This is a genomic window from Phycicoccus sp. Soil802 (assembly GCF_001429605.1).
In the GTDB taxonomy this organism is placed as follows: domain Bacteria; phylum Actinomycetota; class Actinomycetes; order Actinomycetales; family Dermatophilaceae; genus Pedococcus.
Genome location: NZ_LMSS01000002.1, coordinates 481,827 through 501,652, shown reverse-complemented (window position 1 = coordinate 501,652; position 19,826 = coordinate 481,827). Strand labels below are relative to the sequence as shown.

The window sequence follows — 19,826 nt, the reverse complement described above, 5'->3', positions numbered from 1 at the left end:
CCCGGGGCTACTCGTCGGCGAGGGCGACGACGATCTCGACCTCGACCGGCGCGTCCAGCGGCAGCACGGCGACCCCGACGGCCGACCGGGCGTGGATGCCGGCGTCGCCGAAGGCCTTGCCCATCAGCTCGCTGGCGCCGTTGATCACGCCGGGCTGACCGGTGAAGGCCGGGTCCGAGGCGACGAACCCGACGAGCTTGACCACCTGGGTCACCTTGTCGAGGTCGCCCACGATGCTCTTGACCGCGGCGATCGCGTTGAGCGCGCAGATCTCCGCGAGCTTCTTCGCGTCCTCCGGCGGCACCAGCCCGTGGCCCTCGCCGACCTTGCCGGTCTGCACGATCGCCCCGGACACCATGGGCAGCTGACCGGAGGTGTAGATCCGGCGCCCGTCCTGGATGGCCGGGACGTAGGCGGCCACGGGCTTGGCGACCTCGGGCACGGTCAGGCCGAGCTCTGCCAGACGGTCCTCGACTGCGCTCATCAGGCCTTCTCCCGCTTCAGGTAGGCGACCAGGCCGTTGCCGTCGGGACCGGTGAGAACCTGGACGAGCTCCCAGCCGTCCTCGCCCCACTGGTCGAGGATCTGCTTCGTCGCGTGGACGATGAGTGGCACCGTCGCGTACTCGAACTTCTTCATGGGTGGCAGCCTAGCCACCGCTGGCAGGATGGCCGCATGGCCCGTGACCCGATCCAGATGCTCGACGAGCAGGCCGCCCCGCCGACCCGCACGACGCAGTACGGCGACGACCCCGCCCAGGTCTACGACGTGCGCCTTCCCGAGCGGGTCACGCGACGCCTCACCGTCGTCGTCGTCCACGGCGGGTTCTGGCGGCCCGAGTACGACCGGGCGCATGCCGGCCGCCAGTCCCAGGCGTTCGCCGACGCCGGCTACCCGACCGCGGTCCTCGAGTACCGCCGCCCCGGCATGCCCGGTGGCGGGTGGCCCGGGACCACCGAGGACATCGCCGACGCCGTCACGGCGGTCCGCCGCGACCCCGACCTCGACCAGCCCTGGGTGCTCGTCGGCCACTCCGCCGGCGGCCAGCTGGTGACCTGGGCCGCGGCGCAGTCGTGGGCCCACGGCATACGCGGGGTCGTGAGCCTCGCCGGAGTCCTCGACCTCGCCCACGGCGTCGAGCACGGCGTGGGCGGCGACGCGATCACGACGTTCCTCGGCGGCCGGCCGGCCGACGTCCCCGACGCCTACGCCGCGGCCGACCCCGCGCGGCTCGCACCCGCCATCCCCACGCTGTTGGTGCATGCGCGCGACGACGACGTGGTGCCGTTCGAGCTGAGCGAGCGGTATGCCGCGGCGCACCACGGGCCGCACGTCCGCCTCACGCCCGTGGACGGTGGGGGCCACTACGGGCTGATCGACCCCGAGCACCCGGCGTTCGCCAGGGTCCTCGAGGCGGTCGACCTGCTGGCCTCCTAGGCTGAGGTCATGCCCGAGGCTCCCGACCTGTCGAAGGTCCGCCTGCACGTCGTGACCGGCAAGGGCGGCACGGGCAAGACGACGGTGGCCGCCGCGCTGGCGCTCGCGCTGACCCGGCAGGGCAAGCGGGTGCTGCTGGCCGAGGTCGAGGACCGGCAGGGGATCTCGCAGACATTCGACGTGCCACCGCTGGGCCACACCGAGACCCGGATCCTGCACGACCGCAGCGGCGGCCAGCTGTGGGCGATCTCGGTCGACGCCAAGGACTCCCTGCGCGAGTACCTCCAGAAGTTCTACAAGGTCGGCAAGGCGATGACGGTGCTCGACCGGTTCGGGGCCGTCGACTTCGCGACGACGATCGCGCCCGGCGTGCGCGACGTGCTGCTGATCGGCAAGGTCTACGAGGCTGCGGGGAGGCGGTCCGGCAAGGGTCCGGCCGCCCCGACGTACGACGCCGTGGTGCTCGACGCCCCGCCCACCGGTCGGGTCGTGCGGTTCCTCAACGTCAACGCCGAGGTCGCCGACGTCGCCAAGGTGGGCCCGATCCGCTCGCAGGCCGACTCGATCACCCGGATGCTGCGCAGCCACACCACGGCGGTCCACGTGGTGACGCTGCTCGAGGAGATGCCGGTCCAGGAGACCGTCGACGCACTGGCCGAGCTGCGCCGCACCGACCTCCCCCTCGGCGCGATCGTCGTCAACCAGCTCCGCGACCCGCTCCTGACCGACAAGGCGCTGTCCTCGGTGCGGCGCTCCCGCAACGCGAGGCTGGCCAACGGCGTCGCGGCCGACCTCGCCACCGTCGGGGTGAAGGTCACCGACGGCCTGGTCGCCGGACTGTTGGCGGACGCGGGCCACCACGCCGACCGGATCGCCCTCGAGCGTGAGCAGGACGCCATCCTGGCGGAGGAGGGCCGGCTGACCGTGCGCCTGCCGTTGCTCGCCGAGGGCACCGAGGGTGGCGGCATCACCGTGCTGGCCCAGGCCCTCACCGAGCAGGGGATGGTCTGATGCCTCCCCGCACCCGGTCCGCCAAGGCCGCCTCCTCCTCGCCGTCCACCGCCCGCCCCGGAGCCCCGGGGCTCGACCTCGCCGCCCTGCTCACCGACCCCGGGACGCGCATCGTCGTCTGTTGCGGCGCTGGTGGCGTGGGCAAGACGACCACTGCCGCCGCGCTGGGCCTCTGGGCCGCCGAGCACGGCCGGCGCGTCGTCGTCCTCACCATCGACCCGGCCCGCCGGCTCGCCCAGTCGCTGGGGCTCACCGAGCTCGACAACACCCCGCGCCCGGTCGCCGGAGGGGGCGGCGGCACGGGCGGCTCGGACGGCTCGCTCGACGCCATGATGCTCGACATGAAGCGCACCTTCGACGAGGTGGTCGAGCAGCACGCCACCCCCGAGAAGGCCGCCCAGATCCTCGCGAACCCGTTCTACCAGGCGGTCTCGAGCTCGTTCGCGGGCACGCAGGAGTACATGGCGATGGAGAAGCTCGGGCAGCTCCGGGCCGAGGCCGGGCGATCCGGGCGCTGGGACCTCATCGTGGTCGACACTCCCCCGTCACGGTCCGCGCTCGACTTCCTCGACGCCCCCAAGCGGCTCGGGTCGTTCCTCGACGGGCGGTTCATCCGGCTGCTCTCCGCCCCGGCCAAGGCCGGCGGTCGGGCCGGCTTCAAGGTGTTCAGCGTCGGGGTCAATGTCGTCACGAGCACCCTGTCGCGGGTGCTGGGCGGCCAGCTGCTCCAGGACGTGCAGACCTTCGTGGCGGCCCTCGACACCATGTTCGGCGGCTTCCGCGAGCGCGCCGACCAGACCTACGCGCTGCTCAAGGCCCCCGAGACCGCGTTCGTCGTGGTCGCCGCCCCCGAGCGCGACGCGCTGCGCGAGGCCTCCTTCTTCGCCGGTCGCCTCGACGAGGAGGGTATGCCGCTCGCCGGGCTCGTCGTGAACCGGATCCAGCGCGTGGCCGCACCCTCCCTGACGGCCGCGCGGGCTCTGGCCGCCGCCGAGCAGCTGGCCGACGCGGAGACCCGCTCGACCACGGCCGCCACCACGCAAGGGCTGCTGCGGCTGCACGCCGCGTTGGCAGAGACCGCCGATCGGCAGGAACGGCTGGCGGCGCGGTTCACGGCCGGACACCCCGGCATACCCGTGGTGGAGGTGCCGGCCTCGGCCCAGGACATCCACGACCTGGCCGGCCTGCGCGAGGTGGCCGCCGCCCTCACCACCCCGACCCCCACCTGATCCCCACCCCCACCTGATCCCTCCTGACCCCACCCGCCCCAGCTTTATCGGGTCTAGGGAGAAGGTTGTGCTTCACCCCGGAACGGTTCCGGGGTGAAGGTCAACCTTCCGGGGTGAGGCCTTCCAGGTCACCCGACCCGGTGTCCGAGGAACGACGAAGCCCCTGACCCGCGGGGGATGGGTCAAGGGCTTCGTTCGGGGGGTCCGCGATAGCCGCGGCGTCTCATGAGTGCAGAGGAGGTCAGGCGCTCTCCGCCTCGGAGGGGGTCTGGCTGCGGGCCTGCGCGAACAGGGCGGCCCAGGAGGTGATGTTGGGACGACGCTTGAGCAGGGCCCGGCGCTCACGCTCGGTCATCCCACCCCACACGCCGAACTCGGTGCGGTTGTCGAGGGCGTCGGCGAGGCACTCGGCGATCACGGGACAACGCTGGCAGACGACCTTGGCGGTCTGCTGGGCAGCACCCTGGACGAAGAGTGCATCAGGGTCTGACTTGGAGCAGGAGCCCAGCGGGGCCCAGTCATCCATCCACACGGTCCCTGCGGGCCCGCTGGGCCGCTCCGGTGCGATAGTCATTGTCAGTGCCTCCAGATACTCCTGCTTCAGACGCTTCACCGTGCGTCTTATGTCCGTATCGACGTGTGGAAACGATAGGAACTGAAGGCACTCCGACGACATGGCCCATTCGTGTGGTTCTGGCATGACCAAAGGGACTAGTCACTCCGAGCCATCGCGGCTCGCTCCAACGGGCGGTGCGAAAACTAGGACGTAATCGGGCGCAAACACCCCATACAGCTGCCCAACTCGCGGGAAACGGGCTGCTCAAGGTTCGGCAGTTACCCTGTCGGCATGCAAGGACGCGCCACCAACCTCGGAAATGTCGTCAGCCTGCTCGGAGCCTTCGTCGCCACGGCGATGGTCATGGGCCTGCTGACGGCTGGTCTGCTCATCCCCGCGGTGGGCGCCACGGGCAGCGCGGCGACCTCCGGCGTGAAGATGTTCGATGACCTTCCCGGCGAGTTCACCGCCACCCAGCTGTCGCAGCAGTCGACCATCAAGGACGCCCGCGGCGGCATCCTGGCGACTCCCCAGCAGGAGAACCGCATCATCGTCAACCTCAAGCAGGTCGCGCCGATCATGCAGAAGGCGCAGATCGCGATCGAGGACAGCCGGTTCTACGAGCACGGCGGGGTCGACCCCCGAGGCATCTTGCGCGCCGTGGCGTCGAACGCCCAGGGCGGCGACGTCCAGGGCGCGTCCACGCTGACCCAGCAGTACGTCAAGCTGACGCTGCAGGAGAACGCGCTGCGGAACAACGACGAGGAGGCCGCCCAGGCGGCCGTCCGCAAGAGTGCAGCGCGCAAGATCCAGGAGATCAAGTACGCGGTCACGCTCGAGAAGGAGATGACCAAGGACCAGATCCTGCAGGGCTACCTCAACCTGGCCTACTACGGCGACCTCGCGTACGGCGTCGAGGCCGCCGCCCAGCACTACTTCAGCGTCAGCGCGTCGAAGCTGAACATCCCCCAGGCCGCCCTGCTCGCCGGTCTCGTGCAGAACCCGGGCAAGACCGACCCGCGCAACTACCCCGAGAAGGCCCAGGCCCGTCGCGACGTGGTCCTCGACCGGATGTACGCCCTGGGGATCATCACCGCCAAGCAGCTCAAGTCCGCGAAGGCCATCCCGGTCAAGAAGATGCTCAAGCTGAAGAACCCGCTGAGCAACTGCGCCGCGTCGTCCGAGCCGTACTTCTGCAACTACGTCATGGAGTACCTCAAGGACATGGACAACCATGCCCTCGACGTGCTCGGCAAGACCCGTCCGGAGCGGATCAAGAACATCACCGGCGGCGGCCTGACCATCCAGACCACGCTCGACCCGCAGGTGCAGGAGCAGTCGCTCAAGGACCTGACCAAGCGGGTGCCGTTCGGCAACACCGCGATGGGCAAGGACTCCAAGGACAAGACCAAGGCGGGCTACTCCAGGATGGTCGGCAGCGCCGGCACGATCATCGAGCCCAGCACCGGCCGGGTGCTCGCCATGGTCCAGAACACCAAGTACCCGACGACGAAAGCCCAGCAGAACGCCTACGGCTACACCGAGGTGAACTGGAACGTCGACGAGAAGTACAACGGCACGGCGGGCTTCCAGTTCGGCTCCACGGCCAAGATGTTCGCGATCGTGCGGGCCCTCGAGACCGGCACGCCGGTCAACGGCACGGTGCCGTCGAAGTTCGCCAGCACGACGCGGGGCGCCGTCTACACCCCGCAGGAGATCGGTTCCTGCGCCCCGGGTGGGCCCTACACGATCCACAACGACTACGCGATCGGTGGCAAGCCGCTGCCGCTGAAGAAGGCGACCGCCGACTCCATCAACACCGCGTTCGCGTCGCTGACCTTCAAGCTGGGCACCAGGAACGTGCTCAACACGATGACGAAGATGCACCTGCACACCGGCTCGGGAACGAACCTCCCGTGCTACGCCAGCACCGTCCTCGGCACCGGTGACGTCACCCCGATGACCCTCGCCAGCTCCTACGCGATCCTGGCGAACAACGGCAAGTACTGCCCCCCGAACCCGATCCTGTCGATCACCACCGCCGACCGGAAGCCGCTCAAGATCGGCGCGACCAGCTGCAAGCAGGTCATCGACCCCGACGTCGCCAAGGGCGCGACCGAGCTGCTCACCGGCGTGATCAAGGACGGCACCGGCAGCCGGGCCCGGCTCGGCTCACGTCCCGCAGCCGGCAAGACGGGTACCACCGACAAGCACGTCGAGTCCTGGTTCGTCGGCTACACCGCCCAGCGAGCCGCCGCGGTGTGGGTCGGCACGCCCTACTCGCAGAACGGGATGAACGGCATCCAGCTCGGCGGCAACTACTACCGGGGCGTCTTCGGTGGTGACATCGCGGCTCCGATCTGGAAGAACCTGATCGAGAACGCGTCGCAGGGTCTGCCCGAGCGCCAGTTCGACGACCCGAGCAACAAGATCGTCAACGGCGACCGCATCTCGGTGCCGTTCGTCGGCGGCATGTCGATCGCGGAGGCCACCGCGAGGCTCAAGGAGGCCGGCTTCCTCGTGCAGGTCGCCGGACAGACCAACAGCGGCTACCCGCAGGGCATCGTGGTCTACACCAACCCGAGCGGCTCGGCGCTGCGCGGGTCGACCGTCGGCCTCTACGTCTCGAGCGGCTTCAACCCGCCGCCCAAGCCCGACCCGACCAAGACACCCGACCCGAAGCCGACCAAGACCAAGCCACCGCCCGGTCATCGGTGACAGACGAAAGGGCCCCGCACCATCGGTGCGGGGCCCTTTCGTCTCGAGGTATGCCGCGGAGCCGGCTCCGCGGGCAGCTCACCACGGCAGGGTCAGCCCTTGGTCAGCGCCGCCTTCACGGCGGCGGCCACGCGACCACCGTCGGCGCGGCCGGCCACGACGCCCTGGGCGACCTTCATGACCTGGCCCAGCTGCGGCATACCGGTCGCCCCGGTCTGCTCGATCGCGGCGGCGACGATGGACGTGAGCTCGTCGTCGGAGAGCTGGGCGGGTAGGTAGGCCTCGAGGACCGCGAGCTCGGCCTCCTCCTTGGCGGCGAGCTCGGGGCGCCCTGCACCGGCATAGGCGGTCGCGGCCTCCTTGCGCTTCTTGGCTTCCTTCGCCAGCACCTTGAGCACCTCGTCGTCACTGAGCTCGCGCGCTTCCGTCCCCGACACCTCTTCGTTGGTGATGGAGGTGAGCGCGAGGCGGAGCGTGCCCGACCGCACCGCATCCCGCTGGCGGATGGCGTCGGTGAGGTCGCTCTGGACGGTGGCCTTGAGGCTCTGCTCGGTCATGCCCCCAGTCTCGCAGGCGGGTGGTGGTCCGACCCACCGAGATCCGGTTTGCAAGGATGACGGGGATGAACACTCCCCTGGGCGCCGCGCTGGGCACGGTCGCTGGTGTCGCCGCGCTGGGCGTGGCGGGCGTCGGCTACGCCAGCGTGGTTGAGCGCAACTGGTTCGCCCTGCGGCGGTTCACCGTGCCGGTGCTCGCGCCCGGGTCGCGGCCGCTGCGCGTCCTCCAGGTCTCCGACCTCCACCTCGTGCCCCGCCAGCGTCGCCGCATCGAGTGGGTGCGTGGCCTCGCGGCGCTGGAGCCCGACCTGGTGGTCAACTCGGGTGACAACCTCGCTGCCCTCGACGCCGTGCCGGGGGCGCTGCACGCGATGGAGCCGTTGTTCGCGTTCCAAGGCGTGTTCGTCATGGGCTCCAACGACTACTACGCGCCGGTGCCGAAGAACCCGGCCCGCTACCTCACCCGTCGGCACGCCCACGCTCCAGCGGGACGGGTGCGCCTGCCGGTAGAGGACCTGCGCGCCGGCCTGCGCGACGGCGGGTGGGTCGACCTCGACAACGCCCGCACCACCCTGTCGGTCGGTGGGGCCGAGGTGGAGCTCGTCGGCACCGACGACGCCCACATCCGGATGGACGAGTATGCCGCCGTGGCCGGGCCGGCCTCGACCTCCGCCGCCGTGACGATCGGCGTCACGCACGCCCCCTACCAGCGCGTGCTCGACCCGATGGCCGCGGACGGAGCCCGGCTCCTGATCGCGGGCCACACGCACGGCGGCCAGCTCGCGCTGCCCTTCTACGGCGCGCTGGTCACCAACTGCGACCTGCCGACCGACCGGGCCAAGGGGGTCTCGCGCTGGTGGCCCGGGGCCGGGTCCGCCCCGTCGTCCGCCGCGCCCCCGGACGCCGCGTGGCTGCACGTGTCGGCGGGGCTGGGCACGTCGCCCTACGCCCCCGTCCGGTTCTGCTGCCGCCCCGAGGCCACGCTGCTCACCCTGGCGCCGCGCTCCTGAGCCACCTGGCGTCGATCCGTGCCACTGTGGCCAAGGATGGAGGTGCTTCGTCCGGATCGGCGTCGATCCGTGGCGCTGGCGCCGATTGTCGGTGACCCGACCACCGGCCGCGAGCACGCGGCATACCGATTGGGAGCGGCCGGGTGAGGTGGGCTATCCTTCACTGTCGCTGCTCCCGTCGAACTGGCGTGGGTGGCGATTGCCACGGGGTGTGGCGCAGCTTGGTAGCGCGCTTCGTTCGGGACGAAGAGGCCGCAGGTTCAAATCCTGTCACCCCGACGCACTGAGGGCGGTTCTTCGACGGAGTCGAAGGAGCCGCCCTCCTGCGTCTGTGCAGCGGTTGCGGAGACTGACCGCGGGGCACGCCCCTAGAGGGCCCTGCCCCGCCGATGCCAGTCACTACCGGGGTTTCCGCGGATCTCCCGCAGCAGGCGCAGGTCGTCGCGCAGCTGGTGCGGCACCGGCAAGCGGCGCGCGACCAGCTCATCCGCATAGAGCTCCATCACGCGGAGCAGCTCCCGACGGGCCGAGAGCAGGCTGGTCTGGGTCACCGGAGACATCCGCCGCGCCGCGACCTCCCCGCGTGCCGTGCGCACGTCCTCGGCCAGCTCGGCCAGGGTGCGTCGTGGCTCTGGGACGGTTGGTGCGGTGTCGTTCGGCATGGCGGGACGACCTCAGCTCGGCGCGGACCCAACGGGCCCCAGCGCGGCAAGGGTGACACTACGCCGAATATCCCTTTGATCGGGTATGCCCCGATCGCCAGGGTGCTGGCGGGCAGCGGCAAACCGACTCAGCGGACGATCTTGAAGTTGAAGGTGGGCGTGCCGAGCGCGCCCATCAGCCGCAGCCAGACGGGGAGCAGCATCTCCGGACCGCGTGCGGTCGTGATGTCCCCGAGGTCGATGACGTCGGTGTGACCGAAGCTCTGGAGCAGCTCGGTGACGGTGGCCTTGGCCGCGTCGTCGTTGCCCGAGACGAAGACCGACGAGTCCGCGCCGAGGTCCGCGGGGTTCACCATCAGCGCGGCGGTGAGGGTGTTCAGGGTCTTGACGACGCGGGCCTGCGGGAAGGTGCGCTGGATCTGCTCGGCGAGGGAGTCGGTGTCCTTCACGAACAGGGTGGGCGGGAAGCCGGCCGAGAAGTCGAGCGGGTTGGAGATGTCGATGACGACCTTGCCGGCCAGCTGGTCGGCGCCGGCGGACTCGAGCGCCGGGAGGGCGCCGGGCCCACTCGTCGCGTTGACGACGAGCTCCGCGGCTGCGGCCGCCTCGGCGAAGGTGGCCAGGCTCGCGTCGCGATGGGCGTCGTGCCAGGCGACGAAGGACTCGCTGCGGCTGCGGGTGGCCTCCGGGTCGCGGGTGCCGACGACCACGTCGTGGCCGAGCTCGAGGAGGCGGCCGGCGAGGGCCTGCCCCACGCTGCCGGTGCCGAGGACTGCGATCTTCATGGTGACTCCTGGGTGCGGCGCTTCGCGCGAGATGGACAAGGGTGCCTACCTCGACCCGCAACGCGCCCTCACCCCGTTCTATGCCCGCCCGCGCCGGGCTGTGCCCGCCCGCGCAGCCGGGCGCGCGGCATACCGGGCAGTGGGTCTGGACGCCGGGCTCGGCGCACCGTTGGGCTGACCCGGCCGACCATGCGTCACAGTGGTCGGCCGGATCAGGACTGGAGGGCCGCCTCGGTCGCGGCCACGGCCCCGCGCTCGTGCAGGTCGGCGAGCGCGCGGGTGTAGGCCTCGGTGAACCGCGGCTGGTCGGCCAGGTCACCGAACAGGTCGGGGTCGCGCAGGAACGCGCAGGGGTCCTCGTGCTGGCGTGCGGCCCGGGCCACGACCGCGTCCTTGCGCCGGTCGACGACCTCGATCGGGTTGCCCTGCTCGTCCGTCCCCTCCGCATACCGGGCCCAGGACGCCACGATCAGCGCGGAGATGTCGACCGCCCCACCGGCGCCGAGGTTGTGGCGGATGACGGGCACCAGCCACTTGGGGATGCGGTCGCTGGACTCGGCACACAGCCGGGTGAGCGGGTCCCGGATCTCGGGGTTGGCGAACCGCTCGAGCAGCTGCCGCCGGTACTCCGCGAGGTCGACACCCGGCACCGGCTGGAGGGTGGGGCTGGCCTCCTGCTCCATGAAGGTGGCGAGCATGCGGACGAACAGCGGGTCCTGGCAGACCTCGTGCGCGTACCGGTACCCGGCGAGGTAGCCGAGGTAGCACATCGCCTGGTGGCTGGCGTTGAGCAGTCGCAGCTTCATCAGCTCGTAGGGCACGACGTCCTCGACCAGCTGCACCCCGGCGTCCTCCAGTGGCGGGCGGCCCTGGGTGAAGCTGTCCTCGAGCACCCACTGGCTGAACGGCTCGCAGACCACCGGCCACAGGTCGGTCACGCCGAACTGGTCGGTGAGCCGCTCGATGTCCTCCTCGGTCGTGACCGGCGTGATCCGGTCGACCATGCTGTTGGGGAAGGCGACGTTGGCCTCCATCCAGTCGGCGAGGTCGGGGTCCTTGAGCCGGGCGAACGCGCAGATCATCCGCTTCGCGACGTCGCCGTTGTCGGGCAGGTTGTCGCAGCTCATCACCGTGAACGGCTCGCGACCCTCGGCGCGGCGGCGGGCCAGCGCGGCGACGACGTACCCGAACACGGTGTGCGGCACGGCATCCGGCTCGAGGTCGAGCCTGATGTCGGGGTCGTCCGCGTCGAAGTCACCCGTCTCCTGGTTGACCAGGTAGCCGCCCTCGGTGATGGTCATCGACACGATCCGGGTCCGCTCGTCGACCAGGCGGTCGACGACGTACTCACGGTCCGCGGGGGCGAAGACCACCTCCACGATCGAGCCCACCACCTTGGCGGACCACTTCCCGTCAGGGTGCTTGACGATCAGCGTGTACAGGCCACGCTGGGCGTCGAGGGTGTCGATGACGCGTCGGTCGTGCGGCAGCACGCCGACCCCGCAGATGCCCCAGTCGAGCGCCTGCCCCTGGTTCATCAGGGTGTCGAGGTAGACGGCTTCGTGCGACCGGTGGAAGCCGCCGACGCCGAAGTGGACGATAGAGGCCGTCACCTGCGAGCGGTCGTAGGTGGGTTGGGCGACCCATTCGGGCACGACGGGGAGCAGGGTCGCCCCGGCCGCGGCACGGTGGTGGACGGTGGGTTCGTGTGTCACGGAATTGGTCCTGGCCGTCGGTTACTTGATGGCGCCCATGGACAGACCGCGCACCAGCTGCTTCTGCGCGACCCACCCGGCGAGGATGACTGGCAGCGCCGCGATCGTCGCGGCCGCGGAGAGGACCGCGAGGAACTGTCCACGTCCGTCGACGAAGCTGCCGAGGAACGGGGGCGTGGTCCGGGCCGCGTTGCTGGTCAGCAGGGTGGCGAGGAAGTACTCGTTCCAGCTGAAGATGAAGCTGATCAGCGCAGCCGCGGCAACGCCGGGGAGCACCAGCGGCAGGACGATCCGCACGATCTCGCGGTAGAGGCCGGCGCCGTCGACGCGGGCTGCCTCCACGATCTCGAACGGCACCTCGAGGAAGAACGACCGCATCATCCACACCGTGACGGGCAGGTTCACCGCGCCGTAGACCACGGCCAGCATGTAGATGTTGTCGAGCAGGCCGAGGTTCTTGAGGATGATGTACAGCGGCAGCACCACCGCGGCCATCGGCATGAAGCGGGTGGAGATGAAGAACGAGAGAGCACTCTCGACGTTCTTCACCCGCCGGATGCTGAGCGCGTACGCCGCGGGGATGGCGAGCACCACGGCGATGATCGTCGCGGTCACCGACGCGGTGATGGAGTTGATCAGGTAGCCCTTCATCCCGCGGTCCATCGCGAGCTGGTAGCCGGTGGTCACCGGACTGAAGAACACCTTCGGGTGGATGGACGAGGCGATCGCCTCCGGCTTGAAGCCGTTGATGATCATCCAGAAGACGGGAAAGAAGAAGACCAGGACGAGCACCCACGTGAGTGTGGTGACGAGGCCTCCCCGGACGCTGCGTGTCATCGACTTCCTCCAGCCATGAAGACCTTGAACAGGGTGCGGAGCGCGATCGTGGCCACGATGATCGTGAGCACCACGGTGATGACTCCGTATGCCGCGGCCTGACCGACGTCGAGGCCGATGAAGGCTCGCTCGTAGAGCAGGTAGGCGAGCGTCTTGGTGCCGCCGGTGCCCTTGGTCAGGATCGCGATCGGGTCGAAGACCTGGATGATGATGACCGCGCCCAGCAGGACACCGATCTCCACGTACATCCGCAGGTGCGGCAACGTGATCCAGGTGAAGATGCGCCACGGGCCGGCGCCGTCGACCTGGGCCGCCTCGAGGATTCCCGTGTCCTGGCCCTGGAGCCCAGCCAGCAGGATCAGCATCATGAACGGGGTGAACTCCCACGTCAGCACGATGATCACGGCCAGGAGCGGGTGCTCGGTGCTCCACGAGATGACCGGCAGGTGCAGCGTCCGCGAGAGCCAGTTGAGGATGCCGATGTTCGTGTCGAACATCGAGTACTTCCAGATCAGCGCCGAGGCCGCAGGCATGATCAGGAACGGCGTGATCATCAGCGTGCGGGCCACCGCCCGCCCGCGGAACTGACGGTTCAGCAGGAGGGCGAAGATCATGCCGAACAGGAGCGAGAACACCACGGCCAACGCGGTGATCACGACGGTGGCGACGATCGACGGCCACAGGTCGCCGGACGACAGCGCCGTGCCGTAGTTCTTGAACCAGGTGAAGCCGCGGTCGTTGGGGTAGAGGAGGTTCCACCGGATCGTTGAGTAGCCGACGGTCGTGAGGAACGGGATCTGGGTCAGCAGGATGAGGAAGAGGACGGCCGGCAGCAACAGCCACCGTGCGGTCCACACCTCCTTGGAGGTGGTCTTGACCCGCCGCTTGTCGGTCGCAGTCTGCGCGACGACGGTGTCGAGCTCGGTGACGGCCATGAGGAAACTCCCCTGGTTGTGGCTTGGACAGGTGGTGTTCGGGGGATGTGAGCAGGAGATCTGCGCGACGGGCGGGAGGACCTGGGGGAGGGTGCCGGAGCCGGATGGGAGTCACGACCCCGGCACCCTGTCTTCCGTCCGTGCGAGTTCGGACGGAGGTCCTCAGGACCGGGCGGGGACTACTTGTGCGCGTCGCCCGCCTTCTTGGCGATGCCCTGGCACTTGCCGAGTGCGTCGTCCACCGTGCCGCGGTTGGCGAGGTAGTCGGCGATCAGCTGGGCGCACTGGTTGCCGACGTCCTGGAACTCAGGGATCGACACGTACTGGATACCGACCCAGGGCTGCGGGTTCACGCCCGGCTGCTTCGGGTTCACCGACTTCATGACGTCCAGGGTGATGGGCGCGTAGGCCGCGGCAGCCTGCTTGTACTCGGGCAGGTCGTAGGTCGACTGACGGGCACCCGGGGGCACCAGGGACCAGCCGAGCTTCTCGCCCACGAGCTTGTGGTAGTCCTTGCTCGTCGCCCACTTGATGAAGTCGATCGCGGCGTCCTTGTTCTTCGTGGTCGCCGGGACCGCGAGGTTCCAGCTCCACAGCCAGCCCGACTCCTTGGTCTTGTCGACAGGCATGTGGGCGTAGCCCATCTTGCCCTTCACCGGGGAGTCGTCGGCCTCGAGCATCGAGGCGGCCACGGAGGCGTCGGCCCACATGGCGGCCTTGCCTTCCTTGAGCGCAGTCAGGCACTCGTTGAAGGAGTAGGAGACCGGGTCCTTCTCCCCCGAGGTGTCGAGCAGCGTCTTGTAGAACGTGACCGCCTGCTTCCACTCCGGCGTGTTGACCGTGGCGTTCCAGCTGGTGTCGTACCAGTTGCCACCGAAGGTCTGCACGACCGTGGTGAGCGGCGCGAAGAGGTCACCCCAGCCGGGCTTGCCGCGCATGCAGATGCCGGCCCGTGAGGAGGTGTTGACCTTCTTGGCCGCGTCCGCGACCTGCTGCCAGGTGGGGTTGGCGGAGAGGGTGACACTCGCCTTGTCGAGGATCTCCTTGTTGTACATGAGGATCGACGACTCGCCGTAGAACGGGACGGCATACTGCTTGCCGTCGTTGGAGATCGCCTCGCGCACCGGCGCGAGGAGGTCGTCGACGTCGTATGCCGCGTCGGACTTGAGCGGTCCGGTCAGGTCGACCAGCCAGCCGTTCGCACCCCACTGCGGGGTCTCGTACGCGCCGATGGTGACGATGTCGTACTGGCCGGCCTTGCTGGCGACGTCGGCGGTGACCGCTGCGCGGAGGTCACCCTCCTCCATGACCTGGAAGTTGATCTTGGTGCCGGGGTGAGCAGTCTCGTACTCCCCCTTGAGCTTCTCCATGTCCTTCATCTGGCCGTTGTTCACGGTGGCCAGGTTGAGGGTGACGTTCTTGCCGTCGCCTCCGCCGCCGCCACTGGACACTGCGCCCGACGAGCAGGCCGCCATGGCGAGCGCGGCTGCCACCACGCCCGCACCCGCGGTCAGGGCGCGCTTCGAACAGAGCATGCCTAACTCCTTTGGTAGGTGAGCCTTTGGTACTCGAGTCCCGCCGTTCGCAGGGGACGAGGTGGGGCTCACCTGGTCCTGGCCGCGGTGCCGGGATGACCTCAGCGTGGCCGCGAGGCAGGCAACCGGACAATGACGCCTTCGCCAGAGTTTCGATACTTTCCCATCCCGCTCATCTGAGCAGGGCCCTTCACGCCTGAGCATTCGTGCGGCAGACTGAGGTCTCGATCGGCTCTGACCGCACGCTGGAGCAGATGGAGGTGAGGACTTCGTATCAGTCGACGGGCACGCCGAGGCGCCCCCTCGCGCGCTTCGCGCCCCCGGAAGTGGTCGAGCTCCCCTCGGCCCACCGCCCCGGCAGCCCCTACCCAGCCGCCCCTCGCCGTGAGGTGATCCCCCCTCACCCGCAGCACGCCTTCCGTGCGCTCACCCACGACTTCCCCAGTGAGATCTGTGGGTGGGGCGCCCACCCCGAGTACGAGATCCACCTCATCACCAAGACCCACGGCAGCTTCATCGCCGGCGACCACGTGGGCACCTTCGCCCCCGGACACGTCAGCATCATGGGCCCGCTGCTGCCCCACGACTGGGTGAGTGACCTGCCCCCGGGGCAGGTGGCCCCCGACCGCGACGCCGTCATCCAGTTCACCGACGAGTGGGTGCGGGAGTGCATGCGGCTCATCCCCGAGCTGCAGGAGATCGACGACATCCTCGCCCAGTCGGCGCGAGGCATCGTCTTCTCCGGCGCCACCGCCTGGCGGGCCGCCGAGAACATCCTCGAGGTCGTGCGCACCGAGGGCACCGAGCAGGTCGCAAGCCTGTTCCGCCTGCTCTCGATCTTCGCGCGCGCCCCCCAGGAGGAGCGCGAGGTCGTGGCCAGTGAGTGGCTCGGCCGCCCCACCGACCCGAACTCGCTCAACGCCGTCGAGGCGGGTCTGGCCTACATCTTCGAGAACCTCACCGACGACATCCGGCTCTCCACGGCGGCCAAGCTCGCCTACATGTCGGAGCCGACGTTCTCGAAGTACTTCCGCAGTGCCACCGGCATGACCTTCAGCAACATGGTCAAGAAGCTGCGGATCGCGCACGCCCGCCGCCTGCTCGACACGACCCCGGCCTCCATCGCGCAGGTGGCGGAGCTGAGTGGCTACCGCAACATGGCCAACTTCAACCGCCAGTTCCTCGCCGAGGTGGGCGCGACCCCCACGGCCTACCGCAGGCTCGAGTCCTCGCAGAAACCTCCCGCCGAGGTGTTCAGCCTCGGCCTGCGCGCCCGCATCGGCGCCGGCAACCACGCCTGAGCCTCCCGCGGAGGCAAGAAACGATCGAAGGCCGCACGGTTCATACCGATGGCCGCCCGAAACTCGATGTCGCCGAGGGTCATCGGGCTGGTAGACATCCGGGGTGCACACGACGCCGGAGTTCCCCGACCTGCTGCGACTGATCGACGAGCGATCGACCGCCTTCCTTGCCCTGGTGGCCGCGGCGCCCGATCTCGACGTCCCGGTGCCGACCTGCCCCGGGTGGACGCTGTTCGACCTCGCCGAGCACATCGGCCAAGGGCGACAGCGCTGGGCGACGATCGTGGCGTTCGGCCCCTCCGACGAGCGACCGGCGGGCACGGCCCCTGGGGATGGCGCGGACGCGCCCCGGGACCGCGATGCCCTGCAGGCCTGGCTGGCCGACTCGGTTGCCGAGCTGGACACCACCCTGCGGGACGCCGGACCGGACCGGGGGAGCTGGGCCTGGTGGGATGTCTCGCAGTCGCCACTGACGGCCGGGGCGGTCGCCCGACACCAGCTGCAGGAGGTCGCGGTGCACACCTATGACGCCCAGGTCGCCCTCGGCGCACCGCAGCCCATCCCCGACGAGGCAGCAGTCGACGGCGTCGAGGAGTTCCTCTCCTCCTGCAACGCCACCACGTACGCCTGGCCGCACGAACCGGCGACGCTCGACTACGTGTCGACCGAGGGCCCCGCCTGGCGGCTCTGGCTCGACGGTGACGGCGCTCGCTTCGCCCGCCTCCCGGATGGTGGCGACTCGACGGACCCTGCGACCATGACGGGCCGGGGTTCGGCGAGCGAGATCGTCCTCACGATGTACGGCCGGATCCCGTTGGAGACACTGGAGATCACCGGCGACCGAGCCGTGCTCGACGGTCTCGTCGAGTGGGTCCCGGGCGCCTAGGTCGTGCGTACCTCCTAGGCCTTGCAGAGCACCAGGGGCGGAGGGCCCTTGGGGCTCAGCTCGAACTGCTGCACCTTGGTCAGGCCGAACAGCCCCCACCGGATCGGGACGACGTCGAGTGTCGAGGTCACACCCGGCTCGCAGGGCGGCTTGGTGGCGGTGACCCACATGGCGACCTCCTCGCCCGGTCCAACCCGCATCGAGGTGGCCTCCGGGTCGGGTCGCACCCCGCCGAAGGTGTTGCCCGGTCCCAACACCGGGGCCCAGCGCACGTCGACGATGTCGGCCTGCGTCCCGTCGGCGCCGGGAGCGAAGACCGTGACCGGGAGGTGACCGTCGTTCCGGACCGAGTAGACGACGGTCGCGGTGCTGCCGGCCGGTCCATCGAGGACCGCGGCGGACCCGAAGAGTGGATCGTCGACCAGGGTGACACCTGTTCCCCCGGGGCCGACGTAACCGTTCCACGTCAGCGGTTCGTAGAACCGCACGCCCACTGCGCCCACCACCAGCAGGACCCCCGCGAGGACAGCCCCGAGGACAGCCACCCTCGACCGCGCAGCCGTCTGCTGCGACGTCATCACACCGGCTGCTGACACGGCATCCCCTTCATCGGCCCGGACGCTACCAAGTCGCCGGACACCGTGGGGGCGAATCGGGACTACCGGCGCAGGGCGTAGACGTAGGCGCGGACATCCTCACCGGTGTGCAGGTGCACGGTCGTCAGCACCCGGTCGTAGCCCTCGCCCTCGAACGCGTCGAGCCGGTCCCAGTGGGCCGGCAGGTCGTCCGACCGGAACAGCAGCCCGGGCACCTCGGGCCCTTCGTCATCGAGCACGATCGCGGGGTAGCCGGCGGCCGCACCCCACCCGTCCGGCAACAGGTCGCCGCGCGCGACGGCCGGCTCCCAGGTGCCGACCATGCCGTCCATCTCGTGCGCGTTGGGTCGCCCGGGCGCGAGCGTCCCGTAGACGAAGAGCCCGTGGGTCATCAGCCGCGGAGCACCTTGTCCATCGGCTTGCCCTTGGCCAGCTCGTCGACGAGCTTGTCGAGGTACCGGATCTTCTGCATCAGGGGGTCCTCGACCTCCTCGACCCGGATCCCGCAGATCGACCCGGTGATCAACGACGCGTTGGGGTTCACCGTCGCGGCGGCGAAGAAGTCCTCGAAGGTGGTCTCGTCGGCGAGGTGTCGCGTCAACGTGGGCTCGTCGAACCCGGTCAGCCACTCGATCACCTGGTCCAGCTCGGCGCGGCTGCGGCCCTTCTTCGCCACCTTGTTCACGTAGTGGGGGTAGACCGCGGCCACGCTCGTCGTGAAGATCCGGCTCACCTGCGCGAGCCTAGCCGCGATGGGTGAGGATGGGGGTATGCCGGACATCGCACCTTCCCCGGGCGGCGTGCGCGTCGCGCGCATCGTCACCGCAGGCACCTTCGACCGACCCGAGGGCGCCTTGACCCTCGAGAACAACACCTGGGTGATCGGCGACGACACAGAGTGCCTGGTCATCGACGCGGGCCACGACGGCCGGGCGATCGTGAAGTCGATCCCGCGCGAGCAGCGCGTGCAGGGCGTCCTCATCAGCCACGGCCACTTCGACCACATCGACGCGGTGGGCGAGGTCTGCGACGGCACTCGTGCGCCCGCGCACCTGCACCCGGAGGACCGCTTCCTGTGGGACGAGCTCTACCCGGTCACCCCCGACGCGGCCCTGGCCGACGGCCAGGTGCTGACGGTCGGTGACGTCGAGCTGCACGTCATCCACACCCCGGGCCACACGCCGGGGTCGTGCTGCTTCCACGCCCCAGCGCTCGGGGTCGTCTTCACGGGCGACACGCTGTTCCCGGGCGGGCCGGGAGCGACCCGCCACGACTACAGCGACTTCGACACCATCATCGAGTCGGTGCGCACCCGGCTGTTCACCCTGCCCGCAGACACGGTGGTGCTGCCCGGCCACGGCGACTCGACCGTCATCGCGGACGAGCTGCCCCACCTCCAGGAGTGGGTCGACCGACGCTGGTGACCCAGTGATTCCACCTGTGTTGGAAGTGAAACGCCCGGATATCCGGTAGTTCCACCTTCAACAGGGCGGAGATCTGGGGGTGACGGGGTCAGGCGAAGAGCAGCAACCCGGTCAGGACGAGCAGCACGGCTGCACCATAGATCATCAGTGCGGCGGCCGCGACGGCCACGAGGCTGTGGCTCAGCCACCACTTCGGTTCATGGTGGGCTACGTGCGGGTGGGGAACGTGCAGGTGGGCGAGTGTTGTGCGCATGGCGCACCCCCTTTGTCGGGTTCCGGCCTACTTCGAGAGTAGAACCCTTCGCTGAGGTGTCCAGTCCGCCGCGCCGAACGCCGGGTGAACGGCGGGTGGCTCAGCCCCGGTAGTTCTCCACGATGCGTGCGTCCCGCACCTCGGCAGCGGAGGGGTCCTCGCCGAACTCGCGCTTGGCGCGACGCTGGCGCAGCAGGTCCCAGCACTGGTCGAGCTCGACCTCGATGGTCTGCAGGCGCTGGTTCTCCTCCTCGACGCTGATCTCGCCGGCGCCGAGCTTGCCGCGCAGGCTGTGCTCCTCGTCGATGAGTCCCTTGATGTGCTGCTGGATGTCGATGTCGTCGGCCACGTCCTCACTATGTCATCGGCCCCTGTCGCT

General features: G+C 69.6%; 24 protein-coding genes and 1 tRNA gene. 10 read left to right on the top strand and 15 right to left on the bottom strand.

Features of this window, described 5'->3' with window-relative positions; genetic code table 11:
• Positions 1–7: 7 nt before the first annotated feature.
• A complete protein-coding gene (locus tag ASG91_RS05775; RefSeq protein ID WP_056921635.1) occupies positions 8–484 on the bottom strand; it encodes a RidA family protein in 477 nt (158 codons plus the stop codon).
• Positions 484–639, bottom strand: a complete 156-nt coding sequence (locus ASG91_RS20560) for a DUF4177 domain-containing protein (RefSeq protein ID WP_157582273.1) — start codon at positions 637–639, stop codon at positions 484–486. The genes ASG91_RS05775 and ASG91_RS20560 overlap by 1 nt, the downstream gene beginning before the upstream one ends.
• 36 nt (positions 640–675) lie before the next feature.
• On the opposite strand from ASG91_RS20560, the gene ASG91_RS05770 reads away from it, so the two are divergent.
• From ASG91_RS05770 to ASG91_RS05760, 3 genes are read left to right on the top strand one after another with little or no spacing between them, the layout of a single operon-like run.
• Entirely contained in the window at positions 676–1,437 is a 762-nt protein-coding gene (locus ASG91_RS05770; protein WP_056921634.1) for a S9 family peptidase, read from the top strand.
• A 9-nt stretch (positions 1,438–1,446) separates the two neighbouring features.
• Positions 1,447–2,448 carry an ArsA-related P-loop ATPase gene (locus ASG91_RS05765; RefSeq protein WP_056921633.1) on the top strand — a complete coding sequence of 334 codons (1,002 nt, stop codon included), beginning with the start codon at positions 1,447–1,449 and terminating at the stop codon, positions 2,446–2,448.
• Positions 2,448–3,677: an ArsA family ATPase gene (locus ASG91_RS05760; protein ID WP_056921632.1), complete on the top strand. Its 1,230-nt coding sequence runs from the start codon at positions 2,448–2,450 to the stop codon at positions 3,675–3,677. Before ASG91_RS05765 ends, ASG91_RS05760 begins: the two co-directional genes overlap by 1 nt.
• Positions 3,678–3,918: 241 nt before the next feature.
• Here ASG91_RS05760 and ASG91_RS05755 read toward each other — a convergent pair whose 3' ends face one another.
• Positions 3,919–4,251, bottom strand: a complete 333-nt coding sequence (locus ASG91_RS05755) for a WhiB family transcriptional regulator (protein WP_082593940.1) — start codon at positions 4,249–4,251, stop codon at positions 3,919–3,921.
• 273 nt (positions 4,252–4,524) lie between these two features.
• Here ASG91_RS05755 and ASG91_RS05750 point away from each other — a divergent pair, with 273 nt between their 5' ends.
• A complete protein-coding gene (locus ASG91_RS05750; protein ID WP_056921630.1) occupies positions 4,525–6,951 on the top strand; it encodes a transglycosylase domain-containing protein in 2,427 nt (808 codons plus the stop codon).
• Positions 6,952–7,043: 92 nt separating this feature from the next.
• Here ASG91_RS05750 and ASG91_RS05745 read toward each other — a convergent pair whose 3' ends face one another.
• Entirely contained in the window at positions 7,044–7,508 is a 465-nt protein-coding gene (locus ASG91_RS05745; RefSeq protein ID WP_056921629.1) for a GatB/YqeY domain-containing protein, read from the bottom strand.
• Positions 7,509–7,573: 65 nt separating this feature from the next.
• Here ASG91_RS05745 and ASG91_RS05740 point away from each other — a divergent pair, with 65 nt between their 5' ends.
• Together ASG91_RS05740 and ASG91_RS05735 are read left to right on the top strand one after the other, a co-directional pair.
• Positions 7,574–8,518: a metallophosphoesterase gene (locus ASG91_RS05740; RefSeq protein ID WP_056921628.1), complete on the top strand. Its 945-nt coding sequence runs from the start codon at positions 7,574–7,576 to the stop codon at positions 8,516–8,518.
• Between the two features lie 205 nt (positions 8,519–8,723).
• Positions 8,724–8,797 (top strand) — tRNA-Pro (locus ASG91_RS05735).
• Positions 8,798–8,886: 89 nt separating this feature from the next.
• On the opposite strand, the gene ASG91_RS05730 is transcribed toward ASG91_RS05735, so the two are convergent.
• Both ASG91_RS05730 and ASG91_RS05725 read right to left on the bottom strand, forming a co-directional pair.
• Positions 8,887–9,180, bottom strand: a complete 294-nt coding sequence (locus tag ASG91_RS05730) for a hypothetical protein (RefSeq protein ID WP_056921627.1) — start codon at positions 9,178–9,180, stop codon at positions 8,887–8,889.
• A 128-nt stretch (positions 9,181–9,308) separates the two neighbouring features.
• Positions 9,309–9,965, bottom strand: a complete 657-nt coding sequence (locus tag ASG91_RS05725; RefSeq protein ID WP_056921626.1) for an NADPH-dependent F420 reductase — start codon at positions 9,963–9,965, stop codon at positions 9,309–9,311.
• On the opposite strand from ASG91_RS05725, the gene ASG91_RS20555 reads away from it, so the two are divergent.
• Positions 9,964–10,143, top strand: coding sequence for a hypothetical protein (locus ASG91_RS20555; protein ID WP_157606106.1), 180 nt, complete (start codon positions 9,964–9,966; stop codon positions 10,141–10,143). The genes ASG91_RS05725 and ASG91_RS20555 overlap by 2 nt on opposite strands.
• Positions 10,144–10,177: 34 nt before the next feature.
• Here ASG91_RS20555 and ASG91_RS05720 read toward each other — a convergent pair whose 3' ends face one another.
• The 4 genes from ASG91_RS05720 to ASG91_RS05705 form a co-directional block, all read right to left on the bottom strand.
• Entirely contained in the window at positions 10,178–11,680 is a 1,503-nt protein-coding gene (locus ASG91_RS05720; protein ID WP_082593939.1) for a mannitol dehydrogenase family protein, read from the bottom strand.
• A 21-nt stretch (positions 11,681–11,701) separates the two neighbouring features.
• On the bottom strand, positions 11,702–12,517 hold the full coding sequence (locus ASG91_RS05715; protein ID WP_056921625.1) for a carbohydrate ABC transporter permease: 816 nt from the start codon (positions 12,515–12,517) through the stop codon (positions 11,702–11,704).
• A complete protein-coding gene (locus ASG91_RS05710) occupies positions 12,514–13,452 on the bottom strand; it encodes a carbohydrate ABC transporter permease (protein WP_056921624.1) in 939 nt (312 codons plus the stop codon). The genes ASG91_RS05715 and ASG91_RS05710 overlap by 4 nt, the downstream gene beginning before the upstream one ends.
• A 179-nt stretch (positions 13,453–13,631) precedes the next feature.
• Complete coding sequence (locus ASG91_RS05705) at positions 13,632–14,987, bottom strand: sugar ABC transporter substrate-binding protein (RefSeq protein WP_056921623.1); 1,356 nt, start codon at positions 14,985–14,987, stop codon at positions 13,632–13,634.
• A gap of 254 nt (positions 14,988–15,241) precedes the next feature.
• On the opposite strand from ASG91_RS05705, the gene ASG91_RS05700 reads away from it, so the two are divergent.
• Both ASG91_RS05700 and ASG91_RS05695 read left to right on the top strand, forming a co-directional pair.
• On the top strand, positions 15,242–16,288 hold the full coding sequence (locus tag ASG91_RS05700; RefSeq protein WP_082593970.1) for an AraC family transcriptional regulator: 1,047 nt from the start codon (positions 15,242–15,244) through the stop codon (positions 16,286–16,288).
• Between the two features lie 103 nt (positions 16,289–16,391).
• Positions 16,392–17,174 carry a maleylpyruvate isomerase family mycothiol-dependent enzyme gene (locus ASG91_RS05695; RefSeq protein ID WP_056921622.1) on the top strand — a complete coding sequence of 261 codons (783 nt, stop codon included), beginning with the start codon at positions 16,392–16,394 and terminating at the stop codon, positions 17,172–17,174.
• A gap of 14 nt (positions 17,175–17,188) precedes the next feature.
• Here ASG91_RS05695 and ASG91_RS05690 read toward each other — a convergent pair whose 3' ends face one another.
• The 3 genes from ASG91_RS05690 to ASG91_RS05680 form a co-directional block, all read right to left on the bottom strand.
• Complete coding sequence (locus ASG91_RS05690) at positions 17,189–17,770, bottom strand: hypothetical protein (protein ID WP_157606103.1); 582 nt, start codon at positions 17,768–17,770, stop codon at positions 17,189–17,191.
• A gap of 62 nt (positions 17,771–17,832) precedes the next feature.
• Positions 17,833–18,162 carry a gamma-glutamylcyclotransferase family protein gene (locus tag ASG91_RS05685; protein WP_056921620.1) on the bottom strand — a complete coding sequence of 110 codons (330 nt, stop codon included), beginning with the start codon at positions 18,160–18,162 and terminating at the stop codon, positions 17,833–17,835.
• The gene (locus ASG91_RS05680; RefSeq protein WP_200961231.1) at positions 18,162–18,503 is read right to left on the bottom strand and encodes a DUF2200 domain-containing protein; all 342 of its coding nucleotides are present in this window, start codon (positions 18,501–18,503) and stop codon (positions 18,162–18,164) included. The genes ASG91_RS05685 and ASG91_RS05680 overlap by 1 nt, the downstream gene beginning before the upstream one ends.
• A gap of 37 nt (positions 18,504–18,540) precedes the next feature.
• Between ASG91_RS05680 and ASG91_RS05675 the strand changes: the two genes are divergently transcribed.
• Positions 18,541–19,194, top strand: coding sequence for an MBL fold metallo-hydrolase (locus ASG91_RS05675; RefSeq protein WP_056921619.1), 654 nt, complete (start codon positions 18,541–18,543; stop codon positions 19,192–19,194).
• 88 nt (positions 19,195–19,282) lie between these two features.
• Here ASG91_RS05675 and ASG91_RS20550 read toward each other — a convergent pair whose 3' ends face one another.
• Both ASG91_RS20550 and ASG91_RS05670 read right to left on the bottom strand, forming a co-directional pair.
• Positions 19,283–19,447, bottom strand: coding sequence for a hypothetical protein (locus ASG91_RS20550; protein ID WP_157606100.1), 165 nt, complete (start codon positions 19,445–19,447; stop codon positions 19,283–19,285).
• Positions 19,448–19,547: 100 nt separating this feature from the next.
• Positions 19,548–19,796 carry a DUF2630 family protein gene (locus ASG91_RS05670; RefSeq protein ID WP_056921618.1) on the bottom strand — a complete coding sequence of 83 codons (249 nt, stop codon included), beginning with the start codon at positions 19,794–19,796 and terminating at the stop codon, positions 19,548–19,550.
• Positions 19,797–19,826 lie beyond the last annotated feature (30 nt).